This window comes from Lentzea sp. DG1S-22 (assembly GCF_036321065.1).
In the GTDB taxonomy this organism is placed as follows: Bacteria; Actinomycetota; Actinomycetes; order Mycobacteriales; family Pseudonocardiaceae; genus Lentzea; species Lentzea jiangxiensis.
Genome location: NZ_CP143276.1, coordinates 2,508,574 through 2,528,816 on the forward strand (window position 1 = coordinate 2,508,574; position 20,243 = coordinate 2,528,816).

The following is a 20,243-nucleotide window of genomic DNA, read 5'->3' on the forward strand; positions in this document are numbered from 1 at the left end:
TTCCTACAATTTCGGCTCAGCGGTTGTAGGGATCCGACACCGTCGCCGCGAGGTCGATGGTCATCGCGACCCGTTTCGCGGCGTCGTCCAGGTCGAGGCTGGTCACCTCGGCCATCTTGCGGAGCCGGTTGCGCACGGTGTTGCCGTGCACGCCCAGCCGCTCCCCCGCCTCGGCCAGGTCGCCCTGCGCCTCCAGCCAGGCCCGCAGGGTCGCGACGTAGCCGGTGCCGTGCTCGGCGTCGTGCCGGCGCAGGTCCGCCACCGGTCCGCGGGCCGACGCCCTGCCGACGCGCGCCGCGGTGCGCAGGCGTTGCAGCAGGATCTCGTCCCACGACTCGTCGTAGGCGGGCGCGTCGTCGGAGCGCCCCTCGTGCAGCGCCAGGCACTCGTCGGCCTCCTGGCGGGCGGCGGGCAGGTCGGCCGGCCCGGCGGCGGCGCTGATCCCCGCCGACGTCAGGACGTGCCCCGGCAGCGCGGCTTCGAGCGCCGCCAGCCAGGTCCGCGCCGCGGCGACCCCGTCGCCGGGCAGGATCGTGTAGACGGTGTTGCCGGACAGGGCGCTGCGCCCCGGCCGCGACCAGCCGAAACCGGTGGTCGCCTGTTCGAAGGCCAGCAGCACGGCCGCGTGCCGTTCGTCGCCGACGTGCGCGCGGACCGCGACGACCCTGGCGGGTCCCGGCGGCAACCCGAGCTGGCTGATCACCGTCGCGGCGTCCGCCGTGCCCTCCAGCAACCGGATCACCCACTCCGACTCGACCTGGCGTTCCAGATCTGCGCTGGCGCGCGACCGCAGCAGGTGCAGCGCCACGATCCGGGCGCCGTCGGTCAGGGCGGTGCGCCGATCACCCCGCAACGGCTCCGGGCACGTGACCCACACGGTTCCCAGCAGCTCGCGGCCGACGCGGACGGCGACGACCATCCGCCCGGTCAGGCCGCGCACGGGGTCGCCGGGCACGAAGAGCGGTTCGTCGGACGCCAGCAGGTGCGCGGGCACGCCCGCCGCGTCGAACAGCTCCCGGACCCACGCGGGCACCCGGCGGCCCAGGATGGTCTCCAGCCGTGCCGCGTCGGCCTCCTGCTGCGGGCCCGAGTACGCCAGCACGCGCGACACCCGGTCCTCGATGGTCACCGCGCCCCCGGTCGCGGCGGCGAGGCTGTCGGCCAGCGCGAAGAGGTCGGTGGGGCCACGCCCGGACTCGGTCTCCCTGCCCTCCAGCACGAGGCCGTAGACGACGCCCGCCAGCTGGCTCCACGACAGCGCGGGATCCGCCAGCGCCACGGCGATCCCCTCGGCTTCCCCCGTCGCGACGGCGTCCGCCAGCAGTTCCTCGCCACCCCGGACGAGCACCACGACCGCACGGGCCGACACCGCCGCGTGGACCGCCTCGGCCACCGACTCGGCGCCGACCGCGAGGTAGACGTCACCGACCTCGGGCCGGCCGTCCGTCACGTCCCGCAGCACCACGCCGCGCAGCTCGGCCGACCGCGGCACCGGGCAGCAGCACAACCGGACCCCGTACCCACCCAGCACGTTGACCAGACGGTCCAGCCTCACCACGACCCGGAACTCCCTCTTCCTCCGCAACGGCGACCCCGCTCGAGGTGCTGCCGATCGAGAACGTACGTGATCCGAGTTGTCCACAGGGCCGAACGCGGCGGAACCGCACAGCGGGGTGAGGCTTCATCAGCGCTGTGGAAGGCGGCGAAGGAGGAGCACTGGGCGCAGCCGGGCGCTCCGGGCACGGGAGGCGGCGGACGACGTTCCCCCACGACAGCGCGTCAGCAGCCGCAGGCGTGGTGGGCGGACCTCCACGCCAGAGGTGCGCGGCTGGACCAGGTCGCCGCGGAGGTCTCGAAGGTGCGGATCCGCGGCGCCGACCTGTCCCCCGCTGACATCGCCGAGCAGGACTCCGACGAGGTGGTCGCGGCGGGACAGCGGCGCACCGGCAGGTCCCGGGCGTTCGAGGACGAGCCGCCGATCGACTTCACGGAGGACGCCTTCCAGGCGTCGGGCGACCGCTCGGTGTACCCGCCGCCGAGGCCGTCAACCTGATCACGGGAAAGTGTTGCGCCACGCCATGTTCCGGCGGACAGCGGGTATTCACCGCCTCCGCGTCGGCTGTGGAGGCAGGTGCACCGTGTTGCGGATTCAGGTCGTGGGTACCTCGGCGGCGCAGACCGAGGTGCAGCTGACCGGTGCTCTGGACGTGGCGGGCTCGGAGGTGCTGCTCGCGAAGCTCGACCGGCTGATCGAGGCGGGCCGCCACCACCTGGTCGTCGACGTCTCCGGCGTGACCTTCTGCGACTCGAGCGGGATCAGCGCGCTGGTCCGGGGCCGTGCCAGGGCCGTCGAGATGACGGGGTCGCTCCGGCTGACCTCGCCCAGCCCGGCCGTGCGGCACGTCCTGGAGATCAGCGGCCTGGCGTGGATGTTCGAGCGTGCATGAAACCGCCCGGACGGGGTATCCGCGCGTTGCACCGACTCCCCGCGTGTCGAAAGGGCATCGATGACCCCGCTCAGGCAGGCTCCTGTCCTTCCCCCGACGGCCCGGCCGCAGCACCGTGACGACGTCCCCCGGTGGCAGCCGAACCAGCGGGCCGTCCGGTGGGCCGTGGACCTCCTCGGCGTGCTCGGCGTCGTGGTGGGCATGGCCACGGACACGTTCACGCTGAGCTTCGGCGGTGCGGTGGTCCTGCTGGCCGGCATGTGCCTGCACGCGTCGGACGCCGGTCAGGAGACCCCGGGCAGGTAGGCGGGCGTGCGGCGGGCCCGCGCCGCGTCCTCGAAGGCGGCCGCGAAGCGCAGCACCGCCTCGTCCGCTCCCCGCCCGCCGAGGAAGGACACGCCGAGCGGCAACGGCCCGGCGAAGCCCGCGGGGACGCTGACGTTCGGGTAGCCCGCCACCGCCGCGGGCAGGGCCGTGCGAGGTCCGGACGGGTCGGCGCCGCGCGCGAGCCACGCGGGCCCGTTGCTGGGCGCCATGACGAGGTCCAGGCGGTGCGCCGCCAGGGTCTCGTCGAGGCAGCGGCGTGCCAGGCCGGTCGCGGTGCGGCGCTGGTGGCGATAGACCGGGTCGGTCAGCGGCCGCGCCTTCTCGGCGTCGTGCAACAGCTCCTGGCCGAACAGCGACAGCTCGACCGGATCCGCCTCGTTGAACTCGACCAGCTCGCGCATCGTGCGCGGCGCACCGGTGCGGGTGCGCAGGTACCGCTCCAGGTCGTGGCGGAACTCGGCGACCATGGCCGGGCGGTCGGCGGCCTGGATCTCGTCCTGGTACGGCAGGTCGACGTCGACCGTGGTGGCGCCGAGGTCCCGCAGGAGTTCCACGGTGGACGCCACGACGCGGTCGACGTCGGGGTCGAACCCGGTCCTGCGCCACACACCGATCCTCGCGCCGCGCAGCGTGCCGGGGGTGAACGAGGGGCCGGTGCCCTCCATGGCCGCCATGAGGATCGCGGCGTCCACGACGTGCCGTGCCATCGGGCCCGCGGTGTCCCGCAGAGCCGTGATCGGCACGATGCCCGCGTTGCTCACCCGGCCCGGCGTCGGTTTGAACCCCACGATCCCCGCGTGGCCCGCCGGGGACACGATCGAGCCGTTCGTCTCGGTGCCGACCGCCACCTGCGCCAGCGACGCCGCGACGGCGACGGCCGAGCCGGACGACGAGCCGCACGGGGTGCGGTCGAGCACGTGCGGGTTCGCGGTCTGGCCGCCCACCGCCGACCAGCCGGAGCTGGCCCACGGCGAGCGGAAGTTGCCCCACTCCGTCATGTTCGTCTTGCCGAGCACGACCGCGCCCGCCGCACGCAGACGCGTCACCACTTCGGCGTCGGCGTCCGGAGGCACGCGCAGCGCCCGTGACCCGGCGGTGGTCGCCAGGCCGCGGGTGTCGATGTTGTCCTTGAGCAGCACGGGGATGCCGTCCATCAGGCCGCGCGACTGCCCGAGCGCGCGCCTGCGGTCGCTCTCCTCGGCCTGGCTCTCCGCCGTGGGGTCGACCGCGACCACGGCTCGCAGGCGGGGGTCGAGTTCGACCACGCGGCGCAGGTAGGCGCGGGTCAGACCGGCCGCGGTGAGTCCACCGTCCGCCATCCGGCGCGCGAGCTGCGGGATGGTCGCCTGGTCGAGGTCGGCGGCCGAGAGATCCATGGGGTCCATTGCCGGGCCACCGGCCTGCTCGCGTCAACCTGCGAACGGGCTAAACGGTCGTGGGTTTGCTCACACGCGAGCCCGGCCACAGCCGGGACGTGAACATCGGCATTCGGGGTATTCGGAGGACATCTTGACAGCCGAACACCCCGAGGAGAACTCCATGTGCGGAATCGCCGGTGAGATCGTCCATGGTCGGGACCGGCCGGACCTCGACGCGGTCGAGCGCATGACGCGGACCATGTACTCGCGCGGGCCGGACGGAGCGGGCCACTGGTCGGAGGGCCGGGTGGCGCTCGGGCACAGAAGACTGTCGATCATCGACCTGTCCGACGCCGGCGCGCAGCCGATGGTCGACGACGAGCTCGGGCTCGCGGTGGCGTTCAACGGGTGCATCTACAACTACGAGCAGCTCCGCGAGGAGCTGTCCGGCCGCTACCGCTTCCGGTCCACGAGCGACACCGAGGTGATCCTCAAGGCGTACGACCACTGGGGCGAGGGGTTCGTCGACCACCTCGTCGGCATGTTCGCGATCGCCTTGGTCGACCGGCGCCGCGACCGCGTGCTGCTGGTCCGCGACCGGCTCGGCATCAAGCCCCTCTACGTCGCCGAGGTGCGCGGGCGGACGCGGTTCGCCTCCACCCTGCCGGCGCTGCTCGCGGGTGGCGGTGTCGACACCGAGCTCGACAGGGCCGGTCTGCACCACTACCTCACCTGGCACTCCATCGTGCCCGCGCCGCGCACCGTCCTGAAGGGAGTGCGCAAGCTCCCTCCCGCCACGATCCGCGTGTTCGAGCCCGGTCAGCAGCCGCGCGACCGCGTCTACTGGCAGCCCTCGTACACGCGGCGACCGGAGCACGCGGACTGGACGGCGCAGGACTGGCGGCAGGCGGTGCGCGAGGCGTTGCAGGTCGCGGTCCGCCGCCGCACGGTGTCGGACGTGGAGGTCGGCGTGCTGCTGTCCGGCGGCCTCGACTCGAGCCTGCTGGTCGCCCTGCTGTCGGACGAGGGGCACCGGCCCAGCACCTTCAGCATCGGGTTCACGAGCCGCGGCGACGTGGAGGGCGACGAGTTCGTCTACTCCGACGCCATCGCGCAGAAGTTCGGCACCGACCACCACCAGATCCGCATCGGTGACGAGGAGATCGCCTTGGCGGTCTCGGACGCCGTGGGGTCGATGAGCGAGCCGATGGGCAGCCACGACGTCACCGCGTTCCACCTGGTGTGCCGGGAGGTCTCGAAGCACGTCAAGGTCGTGCAGTGCGGTCAGGGCGCCGACGAGGTGTTCGCCGGGTACCGCTACCACCAGCCGGCGGCGGACGCGGCCCGCGGTGAGGCCGCCGAGGTGCTGCGCGACGCGTTCCACGACCTCGAGCACCACGAGCTCGCGCACGTCCTGGAACCGCAGTGGCTCACGAGCCGCGACGTCAGCGGTGAGCTCGCCGCCGAGCACCTCGCGGAGTCGGGCGCCGACACGGCGCTGGACGCCGTCCTGCGCACCGACACGCACCTGCTGATGCCCGACGACCCGGTCAAGCGGGTCGACAACATGGCGATGGCGTGGGGCGTCGAGGCCCGCGTGCCGTTCCTCGACCAGGACCTGGTGGAGCTCGTCGCCGCGTGCCCGCCGGAGCTCAAGGCCGACCAGAACGGCAAGGGCCTGCTCAAGGACATCGGGCGCGACCTGCTGCCGCACGAGGTGGTGGACCGGAAGAAGGGCTACTTCCCCGTTCCGGCCCTGACCCGGCTCGACGGCGAGGTGCTCGACCTGCTGCGTTCGACCATGAGCTCCCCGGCCGCACGGCAGCGCGGGGTGCTGCGGCGCGACTACGTCGACGAACTGCTCGCGAACCCCAACGGCCACGAGACCAAGGCCGGCGGGAACGAGCTGTGGCACCTCGGCGTGCTGGAGCTCTGGCTGCAGCAGCACGGGATCCAGTGAGCACCGGCGGAGGCAGGTTATAAGCTCGTCTGCCTGCCTCCGCCTGCATATTCAGAGAGCAACGCCACAGCGAGCCCTCGATCGAGGCGTCAGGTTATAACCTCCGCGGCATTGGGAGGTTCGCATGACGCAACCGGCTGAGCCGCACACGACCAAGAGCGACTTCGCGTACGCCCACGTGCGCGAACTGATCCTCTCCGGCGCCCTCGAACCCGGCTCCGTCCTCAACCAGGCGCTGCTCGCCCAGCAGATCGGCATCAGCACCACTCCCCTGCGCGAGGCCCTGCGCAGGCTGCGGCAGCAGGGACTGGTCGAGCTCGACGCCCACCGGGACGCCCGCGTCACCGCGCTCACCGCCGAGGAAGCGCGCGACCTGCTGGAGGTGCGCCGCTCGCTGGACCCCATGGCCGCCTCGCTGGCAGCGGAACGGCGCACGAGGCAGGACATCGCCGAGATGCGCGCCGCCCTGGAGGACCTCGAACCACTGCCCGGCGACCCGACCACGGCGCACCTCATGGCGCACCGGCGGTTCCACGCGGCGATCTACCGCGCCTCGCACAACACGATGCTGACCGGCGTGCTCGACGGTCTGTGGGACACCAGCGACCGCTACCGCCGGCACGGCCTGCGGGTCGAGCGGAGCGACGAGGAACGCGCCGCCAAGGCGAACGAGCACGCCCTGCTGTTCCAGGCGGTGCTCGAAGGCGACGGCGAGACCGCGGCCGACGTGATGCGAGCGCACATCGAGACCAGTCTCGGCGCCAAGGCGGCGTGGCGCCTGGCCCAGCCGGACCCGCGGTGACCGGCGGTCCCGGACGCCGCGTGCTCGTCCTGCTGCTGGTCCACTCGGTTCTCGCCCAAGCCATCACGTTCGTCCTGCGTCCGGCCGTCACGTACCGGGCGATCGAGCTGGACGTCCCCGGCGGCTGGCTGGGCGCGCTGGCCGCGTCGTTCGCGGTGGTCCCCCTACTGCTGGCGGTGCCGTCGGGGCAGGCGACCGACCGGTTCGGCGAACGGCGGGTCATGATCGCGGGGGCGCTGCTGATGACGGTCTCCGCCGCGGTGCTGCTCCTGGCCGGGTCGGCACCGGCCGGGCTGGCGGCCGGGATCGTCGTGCTCGGCACCGGGCACCTGCTCTGCGTCGTGGGGCAACAGGCGGCCGTCGCCAACGCGGCCCCGCCGGACCGGTTCGACACGGCGTTCGGCCACTACACCTTCGCCGCCTCCCTCGGGCAGGCGCTCGGCCCCGGCCTGATCGTGCTGGCCGGGGGCGGGCAGGCGGTCCCCCACACCGGCGCCCTGTTCGCCGCCTCGACCGGCATCGGGCTGGTGCTGACGCTGAGCGCCCTGTTCCTGCGCCTGCCCGCCGGGGCGGCCGGGGCGCGGGAGCGGGAGGACGGCGGGATGCGGACGCTGGTCCGGCTGCCGGGGCTGCCTCAGGCGTTGCTCGTGAGCTGCATCGTGATCGCCGCCGTCGACATCACGCTGGTCTACCTGCCCGCACTCGGCGCCGACCGCGGTCTCACGGCGGGTTTCGTCGGCCTGCTGCTGACCCTGCGCGCCGTCGCGTCCATGGTGTCGCGGTTCTTCCTCGGCAAGCTCGTCGCGCTCCTGGGCCGCCGGCGCCTGATGGTGGGCACCGCCGCCCTGTCGGCGGTGTCGATGGCCGCGCTCGCCCTGCCGCTGCCCGCCGCCGCGATGGCCTGCCTCGTGGTCTTCCTCGGTCTCGGCCTGGGCGTCGGGCAGCCGCTCACCATGGCGTGGCTCGCCCACTCGACGCCACCGGGTCTGCGCGGCCGGGCGATGTCCCTGCGCCTGACGGGCAACCGCCTCGGCCAGGTCGTCCTGCCGAGCGCGGTCGGCGCCGTCGCGGTCAGCACCGGAGCCGCCGGTGTCCTGTGCGCCACGGCGGCCGCGCTCGCCGCGGCCGCGGCACTGGCCGGCCGGTGACGGCTCAGGCGGTGCGCAACGCCCCGGCGGTGTCCGGCTGGACGTCCTCCTCGACCGGCCTGCCGCCGAGCGCTCCGCCGAACGCCGCCACGAACACCCCGGCCCACGAGAGGGCGAGCGCCGGCCACGCCGGTTGCCAGCCCTCGACGCCGAGCCGCAGCGACCAGCTGGCGGCGAACAGGACGAGAACGCCCGCGGTGACGAGGCCGTGGCGCAGAAACGCGCGCCGCTCCCGTGCGTCGAGCGGCGCGCCGAAGATCCGCTCCAGCCAGCCGATCGCGGCGGTGACCACGCCGAGCAGCAGTCCGGCCGCGATCAGGTGCCCGGCGGCGGAGGAGAAGCGTTCCTGGCCGGTGAGCAGGTGCACCACGTCCACCACGGCCGACGTGACCAGCAGACCGAACGGGATGACGAGGGCGCGACTGGGCATGAAGGTTCCTCCTGAGGCCTGACCTGCCGCACAGGTACCCAGCGGGCCGCTGGTCAACACGCGGTTGGACGAGGGTGGCCTCACGCCCTCGTGCCCCGGTCCAGGCGTCCCGGACTACTGGGCGCCGGTCCTGGGTACTCCTCCGCAATGGTCGAGATCACCGCAGGTCCGCTGTCCGCCGAGGCCGCGCCCGCCGGCAGCGGCGGGGACCTGGCCACCCACTTGACCGAGATCGCGCTGGCGCTCCGGGGACAGCAGGGCGAGCAGGACACCATGGACGCGATCGTGCACACCGCGGTCGGGACCATCCCCGGCGCCGGGCACGCCGGCATCATGACCGTGGTCGGGAAGAAGGAGATCCGCACCGTCGCCACGACCGGGGAACTCCCCTGCGCCGTGGACCAGGCCCAGTTCGACACCGCCCAGGGACCGTGCCTGACCGCGCTGTTCGACGAGCAGATCGTCTCCGTGCCCGACGTCGTCCACGACGAGCGGTGGCCCGCGTTCGGACGCAAAGTGGCGGAGCTCGAGGTCGGCAGCATGCTGTCGTTCCAGCTGTACGTGCAGGGCGAGGACCTGGGCGCGCTCAACCTGTACGCGGGCGAGCCGAACGCCTTCGACGACGAGTCGCGGCACGTCGGCAGCCTGTTCGCGGGGCACGCGGCGATCGCGCTCGCCGCCGCCCAGGAGCGCAGGCAGCTCTCGGCGGCGGTGGAGACCCGGGACCTGATCGGCCAGGCCAAGGGCATCCTGATGGAGCGCCACAAGCTGAGCGCCGACCAGGCGTTCGCCGTGCTGGTCCGCGCGAGCCAGCACACCAACCTCAAGCTGCGCGACATCGCCGAGCAGCTCACGTCGACCGGGAAGTTGCCGGGCGCGGAGCGCTGACCGCCTACTCCTCGACGCGCTGGGTCACCACCCCGCGCACGAAGTACCGCTGGGCCACCAGGAACAGCAGGACCATCGGCACGGTGGCGACCACGCTCGCCGCCATCACGAGCTCCCACTGCGCCTCGCCACCCTGCCCGAACCTGTCGAGCACCGCCTTGAGCCCGCGCGGCAGCGTGTAGAGCTCGGGCTCGCGCAGGTAGATCAACGGCCTGATCAGGTCCGTCCACGCGGCCTTGAGCTCGAACACGAGCACCACCACCAGCCCCGGCCGCGCGAGCGGCAGCGCGATCGAGCGGAACTGCCGCCACGGGCCCGCCCCGTCCACGCGCGCCGCGTCGAACACCTCGGCGGGCAGGCCGAGGAAGAACTGGCGCAGCAGGAACACGTAGAACGCCGAGCCGAAGAGGTTGCCCGCCCACAGCGGCACCTGCGTGGTCGCGAGGCCCACGGCGTGCCACTCCAGGTACACCGGCACCATCGTGACGGCCCCCGGCAGCATCATCGTGGCGAGCACGAGCCCGAACAGGGCGTCGCGGCCGCGGAACCGGAAGCGGGCGAACCCGAAGGCCACGACCGCGCTCGACACCGTGGCGGCGACCGCGGCGGCGATCCCGACGGCCACGCTGTTGCCCACCCACGCGAGCAGCGGGACGGCGCGCCACACCTCGGCGTAGTTGGCGAAGTCGGCCGGTGACGGCAGCAGGGCGTTGTCGAAGACGCGCGAGCGGTCCTTCAGCGACGCGCTCACCAGCCACCAGAACGGGTAGGCGAACAGCAGGCCGATCGCGAGCAGCGCCGCCACCACGGGCACGCGGCGGATCATGACCTGTCCTCGTAGTGCACGTAGCCGCGGGACAATCGCACCTGGACCACCGTGATGACGGCGATGACCAGGAACAGCACCCACGCCAGCGCCGAGGCGTACCCCATCCGCAGCGAGCCGAACGCCTCCTGGAACAGGTAGATCACGTAGAACAGCGCCGCGTCGCCCTCCGCGGGCGTGGACGGCCTGGCGCCGAAGAACATCGTGTACGCCTCCGTGAACACCTGCAGCGAGGCGATGGTGTTCACGACCAGCGTGAAGTACACGGTGCCGCTGATGCCGGGCAGCGTGACGTGCCAGAACTGCCGCCACGCGGAGGCGCCGTCCAGCCGGGCCGCCTCGTAGCGCTCCGCCGGCACCCTGGTCAGCGCGGCCAGGTACAGCACCGCGGTGCTGCCGACGGTCCACAGGCTCATCAGCACCAGTCCCGGCTTGATCCACGCCGGGTCGGTCGTCCACTGCGGGCCGTTGAACCCGAACCAGCCCAGCACGGCGTTCACCGCACCGTTCTGACCGTTGAGCAGCAGCAGGAACAGCGCGGCGAGCGCGACCGGCGGGGTCATCGTGGGCAGGAAGAGGACCGTGCGGAACAGGCCGGCCGACCGTCCCGCGCGGCGCAGCAACGACGCCAGTCCCAGCGCCAGGACGATCTGCGCCGGCACGTGCAGCACCGTGTAGAAGACGGTGTTCCACAACGCGGTCGCCGCACGGCCGTCGAGGAGGATCTCCCGGTAGTTCTCCAGGCCCGCGAACCGCGGCGGCTTCAGCAGGTCGTAGTGCGTGAACGACAGGTACAGGCTGTAGAGCATCGGGCCCGCTGTCAGCAGCAGGAAACCGGCCACCCACGGCAGCACGAACAGCCAGCCGGCCCGGGCCTCGCGCGTGCTCACCATCACCGGCCTCCCACGCGGGTGATCGCGCGGTCCGCCTCGCGCTGCGCCTGCCGCATCGCCTCCTGCGGGGACTGCCCGCCGAGCAGCGCCCTGGCGACCGCGGACTCCCAGGACCGCACGAGGTCGCTGGCGGCGGGACTCGGCGGCAGCGCGAAGGACCTGTCCTGCACGGATTGCAACACCCGCACGCCCTGTTCGAGCACGGGGATGCCGCGCGGGTCGTACACCTCGGCGAAGATCTTCTCGTCGGCGACGCGGTTGGCGGTGAACGTTCCGCTGTAAGGCTTTCCCTTTTTCGCGAGGGCGTCACGGCGTGCTTTCGCGGCGGTGACCCAGGTGTCCGCCGCGGTCATCGTCGCGATGAACTCGCAAGCCAGTTCGGGGTGGCGGGCTCCCTGCGGGATGGCCCACGCCTGACCACCCGCCTCGGTGAGGACGGCGCCCTGCCGGTCGGTGAAGGGGGCGACGGTGACGTCGACCTGGGGCGAGTTCGCGGCCAGGGTGTTGACGTACCAGGAGTCGATGGCCATCGCGGCGACCTGTCCGGTGACGAGCTCGTTGCTCGCGCCGAAGGAGTCGAAGGTGTCCCGGAACGCCCGGAACGCCGCCCAGCCGCCCTGTGCCCGGACCAGGTCCGCGGTGTAGCGGACGGCCTCGACGACGCGCGGGTCGTCGAGGTGCGGTCCGTCCGAGACGAGGTCGGCTCCGTTGGCCTTGCTCCACAACGCCAGGAACTCCGGCATGCGGGGGTCGAAGCCGATTCGTTCGATGCGGCCGTCCTGGACCCGTGCGAGCTTCTCCGCCAGCCGCGCGAGCGCCGTCCAGTCCGATGTGGACACCGAGGCCGGGTCGATCCCCGCCTCGCGCAGCACCGGGTTGTTCAGCACGAGCACGCGGACGGTGAAGAAGTCGGGAACGCCGTAGACCACGTTCTCGTAGGTGACCTGCCGGACCGCCGCGGCGCGGTACCGCGCCAGGTCGACACCCTGCCGCCGCAGGCACGGTCCCAGGTCCTGCACCGCCCCCCTGGCCGCGTAGCCGCCGAGCTTGCGCCGGTCGGCGTAGACCAGGTCCGGTGGGTCACCCGCCGCCACCGCCGAGAGGAACTGCTGTTCGTCGAACGCTCCCTCGTTGATCCGGAGGTCGACCTCCGGACGCCGCTGCCGGAACACGTCCACGCGTGCGGTGGCGTGCTCGTCCGGCAACCCGAAGCCCGTCGTCACCAGGGTGTCGGGACGGTCCGCGGCGCTCGGGCCGAGACCTCCGCACCCCGCCACGAGCAGGGCCAGCAGCCCGACGACCGGCCACCGGGTCATGCCCGGACGGGACGGGTCGTCGGAGCGCAGGGGTGCCGCAACGTCATGATCGCCGCCTTCGTTCGCCGCCGCCGGGAGCGGACGCCGGTCCCCCCGGCGCCGGTCGCGGCTACCCGCCGTTCCGCCCGGCAAAACGTTGGGGCTCCAGGACTTCCGGGCTTCACCTGAACGGCGGCGTGGTCCTCACCCCTGATCGGACGAGGGCAGGCCGGGGCGGAAGCCCGGCGTCGGCGCCGTCCGCGCGGTGGCGCGAGCGGTCGGCGCGGTAGCAGCGGTCGAAGACCCGGCACGCCTGGTCTGCCGCGAGACCGGGAGCGGGACCGCGGCGGGCGACATCGAGCACCGCGGGGCCTTCCAGCCGCTACGGCGTGAACACGGTGGCGACGCCGATCCGCATCTCACCCCGCACCGGATTCCCGGCGCCGCAAGGCATGTGCCCCGGCCCCGCCCCGGCGGTCTCCCGTCGCCCGCTCGGGTGATCTTGACGAGAAAGGTGGCGGCACGGCGGCGACGGCCGGACCGGAACGCGATCACGTTGCGCCCCAACGGAAAGCAGGCGTTCGTCATCCGGCGGTGTCGAAAAGGCCGGAGCTGGGAACCCCTCCGACCACCACCACGACGAAGGAGGCCGTGATGAAGGGCGACGTCGAGACGTACCAGGAGAACGGAACCTGGAAGAACAAGGTCGAGGGCAACACGCAGGCCTCCAGCACGCACGACACGAAGGCCGAGGCGACCGCCAGGGGCCGCGAGATGGCCGTCGAGCGCGGTGTCGAGCACATCATCCGCAAGCAGGACGGCACGATCGGCGAGCGGAACACCTACCCGCGCGAGCGGGACCCGAAGAACATCCCCGGCTGATCGAGTTCGCCGGCACGCCGAACCGCCGGGACCGCGCTCACGTCGGAGCGCGGTCCCGGTTCGAGTAAGGTCGTTCGAGTTCGCTGAGGTGAGCTTGAGCAAACAGGCGTCCACCTCCACGTGGTTCCCGCCGTGCAGTGGAGGACGCTGGAAATGAGTGGCACGAGTGCGCCTGCCGAGGCATCGGCTGGTCAGGACGTCGCCAGACGGGCAACCGACCTGCCGGAGCTGCGGCAGTTGCTCGCCGGTCTCACGGCGGTGCGCGACGGCGACTTCGGCATCCGCCTGCCCGACGACTCCGACGGGTTGCTCGGCGAGATCGCCACGGTCTTCAACGGCATGGTCGACCAGCTCTCGCTGTTCACCTCCGAGGTCACCCGCGTCGCGCGCGAGGTCGGCACGGACGGGCGGCTGGGCGGCCAGGCCGAGGTGCCGGGCGTGTCCGGCACGTGGAAGGACCTCACCGACTCGGTGAACGCGATGGCGGGCAACCTGACCAGCCAGGTCCGCGACATCGCGCAGGTCGCCACGGCCGTCGCCCGCGGCGACCTCAGCCAGAAGATCGACGTCGACGCGCGCGGCGAGATCCTGGAACTGAAGAACACCGTGAACACGATGGTCGACCAGCTGTCGTCGTTCGCGGACGAGGTGACCCGCGTCGCCCGGGAGGTCGGCAGCGAGGGGCGGCTCGGCGGCCAGGCCGAGGTGCCCGGCGTCGGCGGCGTGTGGCTCGACCTCACGAACTCCGTGAACTTCATGGCGGGCAACCTGACCGACCAGGTCCGCAACATCGCCCAGGTGACCACGGCGGTCGCGCAGGGCGACCTGAGCCAGAAGATCACCGTCACCGCGCGCGGTGAGATCCTCGAGCTCAAGAACACCATCAACACGATGGTCGACCAGCTCTCCTCGTTCGCCGACGAGGTCACCCGAGTCTCCCGCGAGGTCGGCACTGAGGGCGCGCTGGGCGGCCAGGCGGACGTGAAGGGCGTGTCCGGCACCTGGCGCGACCTCACCGACTCGGTGAACTTCATGGCGGGCAACCTGACCGCCCAGGTCCGGTCCATCGCCCAGGTCGCCACGGCGGTCGCCAGGGGTGACCTCAGCCAGAAGATCACGGTCAACGCCCGAGGCGAGATCCTCGAACTGAAGAACACCATCAACACGATGGTCGACCAGCTCTCCTCGTTCGCCGACGAGGTCACCCGAGTCTCCCGCGAGGTCGGCACGGACGGCCGCCTCGGCGGCCAGGCGGACGTCAAGGGCGTCTCGGGCACGTGGAAGGACCTCACCGAGTCCGTCAACGTCATGGCGGACAACCTCACCGCGCAGGTGCGCTCGATCGCCCAGGTGACGACGGCCGTCGCCCGCGGTGACCTGAGCCAGAAGATCCGCGTCGACGCGCGCGGCGAGATCCTGGAGCTCAAGGAGACCATCAACACGATGGTCGACCAGCTGTCCGGCTTCGCCGACGAGGTCACCCGCGTGTCGCGCGAGGTCGGCACCGAGGGCAACCTGGGCGGCCAGGCGACCGTGCGCGGCGTCTCCGGCACGTGGAAGCACCTGACGGACAACGTGAACGTCATGGCGTCCAACCTGACCAACCAGGTGCGCTCGATCGCGCAGGTCGCGACTGCGGTCGCCCGCGGCGACCTGTCCCAGAAGATCACCGTCGAGGCCAAGGGCGAGGTCGCGGCGCTCGCGGGCGTCATCAACACGATGGTCGACACGCTCTCGGCGTTCGCGGACGAGGTCACCCGCGTGGCCCGCGAGGTCGGCACGGAGGGCATGCTCGGCGGTCAGGCGCGCGTGCCGAACGTGGCGGGCACGTGGAAGGACCTGACCGACAACGTCAACTTCATGGCGAACAACCTGACCAACCAGGTCCGCAACATCGCCCAGGTCACCACCGCCGTCGCGCAGGGCGACCTGACGAAGAAGATCGACGTCGACGCGCGCGGCGAGATCCTCGAGCTCAAGACCACGATCAACACGATGGTCGACCAGCTGTCGAGCTTCGCGGCCGAGGTGACGCGCGTGGCGCGCGAGGTCGGCAGCGAGGGCCGCCTGGGCGGCCAGGCCGAGGTCGAGGGCGTGTCCGGCACGTGGAAGCGCCTGACGGAGAACGTCAACGAGCTCGCCGGGAACCTGACCCGGCAGGTGCGCGCGATCGCCGAGGTGACCAGCGCGGTCGCCGAGGGCGACCTGACCCGGTCGATCACCGTCGAGGCCTCCGGCGAGGTCGCCGAGCTCAAGGACAACATCAACTCGATGGTCGGGTCGCTGCGCGACTCCACCAAGGCGAACCAGGACCAGGACTGGCTGAAGTCCAACCTGGCCCGGATCTCCGGCCTGATGCAGGGCCGCCGGGACCTGGCCGTGGTCGCCGAGCTGATCATGGACGAGCTGACCCCGCTGGTGTCGGCGCAGTTCGGCGCCTTCTACCTCGCCGACGACACCGAGGACCGCCAGGAGCTGCGCCTGATCAGCTCCTACGGCCACCCCGACGACGGCTCCAGGCCGACCCAGTTCCGGTTCGGCCAGTCGCTCGTCGGCCAGGCGGCGCGCAGCCGCCGCACCATCGCCGTCGACGAGGTGCCGGCGGACTACGTCGCCATCTCCTCCGGCCTCGGCCGCACGGCACCGGTGAACCTCGTCGTCCTGCCGATCGTGGTGGAGGAACAGGTCCTCGGCGTCATCGAACTGGCGTCGGTGCACCACTTCACCGCCATCCACCGCGACTTCCTCGACCAGTTGATGGAGACCATCGGCGTCAACGTCAACACGATCGTCGCCAACGCCCGCACCGACGAGCTGCTCGTCGAGTCGCAGCGCCTCGCGGGTGAGCTGCAGTCCCGGTCGGGCGAGCTGCAGGTGCGCCAGGAGGAGCTGCAACGCTCCAACGCCGAGCTGGAGGAGAAGGCGGCGCTGCTCGCCACCCAGAACCGCGACATCGAGGCGAAGAACCTCGAGATCGAGCAGGCCCGCCAGGAGCTGGAGACCCGTGCGCGGGAGCTGGCGCTCGCGTCGAAGTACAAGTCGGAGTTCCTGGCCAACATGAGCCACGAGCTGCGCACCCCGCTCAACAGCCTGCTCATCCTCGCCCAGCTGCTCGCGCAGAACCCGAGCCGCAACCTCACGCCGAAGCAGGTGGAGTACGCGGGCATCATCCACTCCGCGGGCTCGGACCTGCTGGGCCTGATCAACGACATCCTCGACCTGTCGAAGATCGAGGCGGGCAAGATGGACATCACGCCCGAACGCGTCTCCCTGCGGCAGCTGCTGGACTACGTCGAGGTGACGTTCCGCCCGCTCACGTCCCAGAAGGGCCTGAGCTTCCAGCTGACCACGTCGCCGGGCACGCCGCCGGAGCTCGTCACCGACGACACGCGCCTGCAGCAGGTGCTGCGCAACCTGCTCTCCAACGCGGTCAAGTTCACCGAGACCGGCGGGGTGGAGCTGCGCATCGAGGTCGCCGACCCCGGCGAGCTTCCCCCGCCGTGCGCGCCCACGGCCAGGCGATCATGTTCCGGGTCAGCGACACCGGCATCGGCATCGCCGAGCACCAGCTCGAGTCCATCTTCGGCGCGTTCCAGCAGGCCGACGGCACCACGAGCCGCAAGTACGGCGGCACCGGACTCGGCCTGTCGATCAGCCGCGAGATCGCCTACCTGCTCGGCGGGTCGATCACCGCGGAGAGCACGCTCGGCAAGGGCAGCACCTTCACGCTCTACCTCCCGGTGCACAGCACCGACTTCGCCGAACCCGTGCCGGCCGCGGTCGAGGCGGCCGCTCCCGCCGTGGTGGAGGAGCCCGCTCCTGCCGTGACCCACAAGCGGCGGCTGCTGGTCGTCGAGGAACGGCCGCAGGGGCTGCTGTCGCTGGTCGCGCAGAGCGCCGTGACCGACCTGTCCGCGAGCAACGACCCGCGCGGTCCCGTGGAGGTGGTCACCGCGGTCGGCCGCGAGGAGGCCGCCGCCGCGCTCGCGACCGAGCCGTGCCACTGCGTCGTCCTGGAGCTCGACATGCCGGACGGGGCCGCGCTGCGGTTCCTGGAGGCGCTCGACGGCGACACCGCCACCCGCACGATTCCCGTGCTGGCGCACAACAACCGCAGGCTGGCTCCGCAGTACGAGCAGCAGCTGCAGAGCCGCAGCAGCACGCGGCCGCTGGAGCTGCTGTCCAGTTTGGACGAACTGCGGGAGCGGATCGCGCTGCACCTCAACGCGGACGCGCCGGAAGACGTCCTGCCGCTCGTGCGTCCCGAGCAGCCGGCACCGGCGGCCACGCACCGGGTGAACGGTCAGCTGGCCGGCCGGACGGTGCTGATCGTCGACGACGACGCGCGCAACCTCTTCGCCCTCAGCAGCATCCTGGAGCTGCACGACATGCGGGTCCTGCACGCCGAGAACGGCAGGGAGGGGATCGAGGCGCTGGTCGGCCACCCCGAGATCGACCTGATCCTGATGGACGTGATGATGCCGGAGATGGACGGGTACACCGCCACGGCCGCCATCCGCGCCATGCCGGAGCACGCGAACCTCCCGATCATCGCCGTCACGGCGAAGGCGATGCCGGGTGACCGCGACAAGAGCATCGCCTCGGGCGCCAACGACTACGTCACCAAGCCGGTCGACGCCGAGAACCTCCTCGCGTGCGTGCACCGGTGGATGCGCACCAGGTGACCGGCGACGAGGTGGGCGTCGGCCGGCTCGCGGGCACCGTCGCCCGGCTGCGCGACGAGATCGAGGAGGCCAGGGCCACCGCGGACGGCCGGGCCCTGGTCGAGCTCGCCAAGGGCGTGCTCGTCGAGCGCCTGCGCTGCGGTCCGGTGCAGGCCGCCGAACAGCTCGCGTTGCTCGCGGAACGCGCGAACACCACGCAGCTCCAGCTCGCCGTGGAGATCGTCAACGAGGTCTCCGGCGACGAGCTGACCGCTCCCCCGCTGCCGGACGGCCGGCCGGACGCCACCGCGGCGGTCCGCCTGCGCACGGCGGAGAGCGGGGCGCTGCACGCGGACGACACGCAGTCGGCGGCGCAGTCGCTGTTCGCCCACGCCCTGGCCCCGCTGGGCGCGAGCGCCGTGGCGATCTGGCTGGCGGGCTCGGACGCGTCGCTCACCCTCGCGGGCCACGCCGGGTTCACGCCCGGTGAGGCGAGCCGCTGGCGGTACGTCCCGCCGGGAGTGCCGACGCCGGCCCGCCGTGCGCTGATCGGGCGCGAGGCCGTGTGGATCGCCGACCTGCACGACTCCGGCCTGCCGTCGATCGGCGCCGACCTGCCCGGCCGGGTCACCGTGCCCGCGGGCACCGGTGGCCGGATCACCGGGGTGCTGGAGATCTGCTGGCCCTCGACCCTGCCGCCGCAGCCGCTGAGCGTGCACAAGCAGGTGGAGGCCCTGGCGGAGCTGTGCGCGGCCACCCTCGACACCACGGCGACGGCCCGTCTCGCCGACCACGGCGCGCCGGCCCCGTCCGAGCTGGTGGACCTCGCCGACGGACTGCTCGACCCGGCGCTCGTGCTCGGCCCGGAGCTGTCACCGGACGGCACCATCACCGACTTCCGCGTCCACCACGTCAACGGCCGGTTCGTCGACCTGGCGGGCAGGCCGCGGGCCGCGGTGGCGGGCAAGACCCTGCTGGAGGCCTACCCGCTGGCCGCGGCCGGGGGCGGCCTGTTCGACAAGGTCGAGCACGTGCACGCCACCGGTGAGCCGTTCCGCACCGAGCACATGGACCTGGCCGCGCTGATCGACGAGGTGTCGCTGCCGGTGACCGCCGGGGTGAGCATCACCCGGCACGGCGTGCTGGTGCTCGTGGTGTGGCGGGTGCAGGACGAGACCGCGCGCCTCGCGAACCTGCTGCAGCACGCCCAGCGCCTCGGCCGCGTCGGCGGCTTCGAGGAGGACCAGCACACGGGCGCGATCGTGTGGAACAGCCAGCTGCACGCGCTCTTCGGCCGCGAGTCCGCCGCCGACCCGGTGCCGCTGGCCCAGATCGCGGCGCACGCCCACCCGGACGACGTGCTCGCGCTCAACGGCTTCGTGCAGACCGTCCTGCACGACCACCGCAGCGGCTCGGCGGCCTTCCGCCTGCAACGACCCGACGGTGTCACCCGGCACGTCCGCGTGATCGCCGAACCCGTCCTGGACTCGCACGGCACGCTGCTCGCCGTCCGCGGCGCCTACCAGGACGTCTCCGCCCAGCACTGGACCGAGGTCGCGCTGTCGGCCACGCAGGACCAGCTGGCGATCACCGCGCAGGAGGCCGCCGAGCACAACAAGCTCACGCTGCAGCTCCAGCAGGTCATCATGCCGCCGACGCACCCGACGCTCGACGCGTTCGGGCTCCGCGTCGGCGTGCGGTACCGGCCGGCGGCGCAGGAGGAGCTGGTCGGCGGCGACTGGTACGACGCGGCGGTGCTCCCGTCCAAGCAGATCCTGGTGTCGGTCGGCGACATCACCGGCCACGGCATCAAGGGCGCCACCGGCATGGTCGTGCTGCGCAACGCGCTGCGCGGCCTGGCCGCCACGGGCGCGGGCCCGGCCCAGCTGCTGACGTGGCTGAACCTGGTGGCTCACCACCTCGCCGACACCATCTTCGCCACCGCGATCTGCGGCCTCTACGACCCGAACACCCGCGTGCTGCGCTGGGCCCGCGCCGGCCACCTGCCGCCGGTGCTGATCAGGGACGGGCACGGCGACCTGCTGCCGTTCCTGCCGGGCATGATGCTCGGCGCGATGTCCGAGGCGTCGTACGCGGAGGGCGAGATCGTGCTCGAAAGGGGCGACACGCTGCTGCTCTACACCGATGGCCTGGTCGAACGCAGGGACGTGCCGCTGGACGAGTGCCTGCAGCACCTCTGCGAGGCCGTGCGGGAGCCGCGGGCCGACCTCGACGACCTCCTCGACCACCTGCTCGCCCTGAGCGAGTCCGACACGGACGACGACACGTGCGTCGTCGGTGTGCAGCTGCCCTGACGACCGGC

At 72.3% G+C, this 20,243-nt stretch carries 15 protein-coding genes and 1 pseudogene; 10 read left to right on the forward strand and 6 right to left on the reverse strand.

All coding sequences use genetic code 11. The annotated features are described in order from the left end of the window. Positions 1 to 16 precede the first annotated feature (16 nt). A complete protein-coding gene (locus V1227_RS10875; protein ID WP_329792384.1) occupies positions 17 to 1,558 on the reverse strand; it encodes a PucR family transcriptional regulator in 1,542 nt (513 codons plus the stop codon). Positions 1,559 to 1,624: 66 nt separating this feature from the next. Between V1227_RS10875 and V1227_RS10880 the strand changes: the two genes are divergently transcribed. The 3 genes from V1227_RS10880 (at position 1,625) to V1227_RS10890 (ending at position 2,753) form a co-directional block, all read left to right on the forward strand. Next, the gene (locus V1227_RS10880; RefSeq protein WP_329792385.1) at positions 1,625 to 2,053 is read left to right on the forward strand and encodes a hypothetical protein; all 429 of its coding nucleotides are present in this window, start codon (positions 1,625 to 1,627) and stop codon (positions 2,051 to 2,053) included. 85 nt (positions 2,054 to 2,138) lie between these two features. Next, a complete protein-coding gene (locus V1227_RS10885) occupies positions 2,139 to 2,447 on the forward strand; it encodes an STAS domain-containing protein (RefSeq protein ID WP_329792387.1) in 309 nt (102 codons plus the stop codon). A gap of 60 nt (positions 2,448 to 2,507) precedes the next feature. Next, positions 2,508 to 2,753: a hypothetical protein gene (locus tag V1227_RS10890; protein WP_329792388.1), complete on the forward strand. Its 246-nt coding sequence runs from the start codon at positions 2,508 to 2,510 to the stop codon at positions 2,751 to 2,753. Here V1227_RS10890 and V1227_RS10895 read toward each other — a convergent pair. Then, positions 2,732 to 4,150 (reverse strand): amidase family protein, encoded by a 1,419-nt coding sequence (locus V1227_RS10895; RefSeq protein ID WP_329792389.1) that lies wholly within the window; start codon positions 4,148 to 4,150, stop codon positions 2,732 to 2,734. The genes V1227_RS10890 and V1227_RS10895 overlap by 22 nt on opposite strands. A gap of 133 nt (positions 4,151 to 4,283) precedes the next feature. Between V1227_RS10895 and V1227_RS10900 the strand changes: the two genes are divergently transcribed. From V1227_RS10900 to V1227_RS10910, 3 genes are all read left to right on the forward strand, one after another. Further along, positions 4,284 to 6,092, forward strand: a complete 1,809-nt coding sequence (locus tag V1227_RS10900; RefSeq protein ID WP_329792390.1) for an N-acetylglutaminylglutamine amidotransferase — start codon at positions 4,284 to 4,286, stop codon at positions 6,090 to 6,092. A 124-nt stretch (positions 6,093 to 6,216) separates the two neighbouring features. Then, the gene (locus V1227_RS10905; RefSeq protein ID WP_329792391.1) at positions 6,217 to 6,894 is read left to right on the forward strand and encodes a GntR family transcriptional regulator; all 678 of its coding nucleotides are present in this window, start codon (positions 6,217 to 6,219) and stop codon (positions 6,892 to 6,894) included. Continuing rightward, positions 6,891 to 8,042, forward strand: coding sequence for an MFS transporter (locus V1227_RS10910; protein ID WP_329792393.1), 1,152 nt, complete (start codon positions 6,891 to 6,893; stop codon positions 8,040 to 8,042). The genes V1227_RS10905 and V1227_RS10910 overlap by 4 nt, the downstream gene beginning before the upstream one ends. A gap of 4 nt (positions 8,043 to 8,046) precedes the next feature. Here V1227_RS10910 and V1227_RS10915 read toward each other — a convergent pair whose 3' ends face one another. Then, positions 8,047 to 8,472 (reverse strand): DUF2231 domain-containing protein, encoded by a 426-nt coding sequence (locus V1227_RS10915; protein ID WP_329792394.1) that lies wholly within the window; start codon positions 8,470 to 8,472, stop codon positions 8,047 to 8,049. 147 nt (positions 8,473 to 8,619) lie between these two features. Here V1227_RS10915 and V1227_RS10920 point away from each other — a divergent pair, with 147 nt between their 5' ends. Then, complete coding sequence (locus tag V1227_RS10920) at positions 8,620 to 9,360, forward strand: GAF and ANTAR domain-containing protein (protein WP_329792395.1); 741 nt, start codon at positions 8,620 to 8,622, stop codon at positions 9,358 to 9,360. A gap of 4 nt (positions 9,361 to 9,364) precedes the next feature. Here the strand turns inward: V1227_RS10920 and V1227_RS10925 are convergent, their stop codons facing one another. Genes V1227_RS10925 through V1227_RS10935 form a run of 3 tightly spaced genes read right to left on the reverse strand, consistent with a single transcriptional unit; the run spans position 9,365 to position 12,395 of the window. Then, positions 9,365 to 10,186 carry a carbohydrate ABC transporter permease gene (locus V1227_RS10925; protein WP_329792396.1) on the reverse strand — a complete coding sequence of 274 codons (822 nt, stop codon included), beginning with the start codon at positions 10,184 to 10,186 and terminating at the stop codon, positions 9,365 to 9,367. Further along, positions 10,183 to 11,079 (reverse strand): carbohydrate ABC transporter permease, encoded by an 897-nt coding sequence (locus V1227_RS10930; RefSeq protein ID WP_329792397.1) that lies wholly within the window; start codon positions 11,077 to 11,079, stop codon positions 10,183 to 10,185. The genes V1227_RS10925 and V1227_RS10930 overlap by 4 nt, the downstream gene beginning before the upstream one ends. Beyond that, positions 11,079 to 12,395, reverse strand: a complete 1,317-nt coding sequence (locus V1227_RS10935) for an extracellular solute-binding protein (protein ID WP_329792398.1) — start codon at positions 12,393 to 12,395, stop codon at positions 11,079 to 11,081. Before V1227_RS10935 ends, V1227_RS10930 begins: the two co-directional genes overlap by 1 nt. Before the next feature lie 633 nt (positions 12,396 to 13,028). Here V1227_RS10935 and V1227_RS10940 point away from each other — a divergent pair. The 3 genes and pseudogenes from V1227_RS10940 (at position 13,029) to V1227_RS10950 (ending at position 20,235) form a co-directional block, all read left to right on the forward strand. Beyond that, the gene (locus V1227_RS10940; RefSeq protein ID WP_236219427.1) at positions 13,029 to 13,256 is read left to right on the forward strand and encodes a DUF2188 domain-containing protein; all 228 of its coding nucleotides are present in this window, start codon (positions 13,029 to 13,031) and stop codon (positions 13,254 to 13,256) included. A 153-nt stretch (positions 13,257 to 13,409) separates the two neighbouring features. Beyond that, positions 13,410 to 17,941, forward strand: a pseudogene (locus V1227_RS10945) (HAMP domain-containing protein). Then, a complete protein-coding gene (locus V1227_RS10950) occupies positions 17,911 to 20,235 on the forward strand; it encodes a SpoIIE family protein phosphatase (protein ID WP_329792399.1) in 2,325 nt (774 codons plus the stop codon). The pseudogene V1227_RS10945 and the gene V1227_RS10950 overlap by 31 nt, the downstream one beginning before the upstream one ends. The last annotated feature ends 8 nt before the right edge of the window (positions 20,236 to 20,243 follow it).

What these genes read in the sequence shown, in the direction of transcription:
- V1227_RS10920 (WP_329792395.1), top strand. Translation starts at nt 8,620, where the DNA reads ATGGTCGAGATCACCGCAGGTCCGCTGTCCGCCGAGGCCGCGCCCGCC.
- V1227_RS10915 (WP_329792394.1), bottom strand. Translation starts at nt 8,472, where the DNA reads ATGCCCAGTCGCGCCCTCGTCATCCCGTTCGGTCTGCTGGTCACGTCG.
- V1227_RS10890 (WP_329792388.1), top strand. Translation starts at nt 2,508, where the DNA reads ATGACCCCGCTCAGGCAGGCTCCTGTCCTTCCCCCGACGGCCCGGCCG.
- V1227_RS10940 (WP_236219427.1), top strand. Translation starts at nt 13,029, where the DNA reads ATGAAGGGCGACGTCGAGACGTACCAGGAGAACGGAACCTGGAAGAAC.
- V1227_RS10935 (WP_329792398.1), bottom strand. Translation starts at nt 12,395, where the DNA reads ATGACCCGGTGGCCGGTCGTCGGGCTGCTGGCCCTGCTCGTGGCGGGG.
- V1227_RS10905 (WP_329792391.1), top strand. Translation starts at nt 6,217, where the DNA reads ATGACGCAACCGGCTGAGCCGCACACGACCAAGAGCGACTTCGCGTAC.
- V1227_RS10895 (WP_329792389.1), bottom strand. Translation starts at nt 4,150, where the DNA reads ATGGATCTCTCGGCCGCCGACCTCGACCAGGCGACCATCCCGCAGCTC.
- V1227_RS10925 (WP_329792396.1), bottom strand. Translation starts at nt 10,186, where the DNA reads ATGATCCGCCGCGTGCCCGTGGTGGCGGCGCTGCTCGCGATCGGCCTG.
- V1227_RS10930 (WP_329792397.1), bottom strand. Translation starts at nt 11,079, where the DNA reads ATGGTGAGCACGCGCGAGGCCCGGGCCGGCTGGCTGTTCGTGCTGCCG.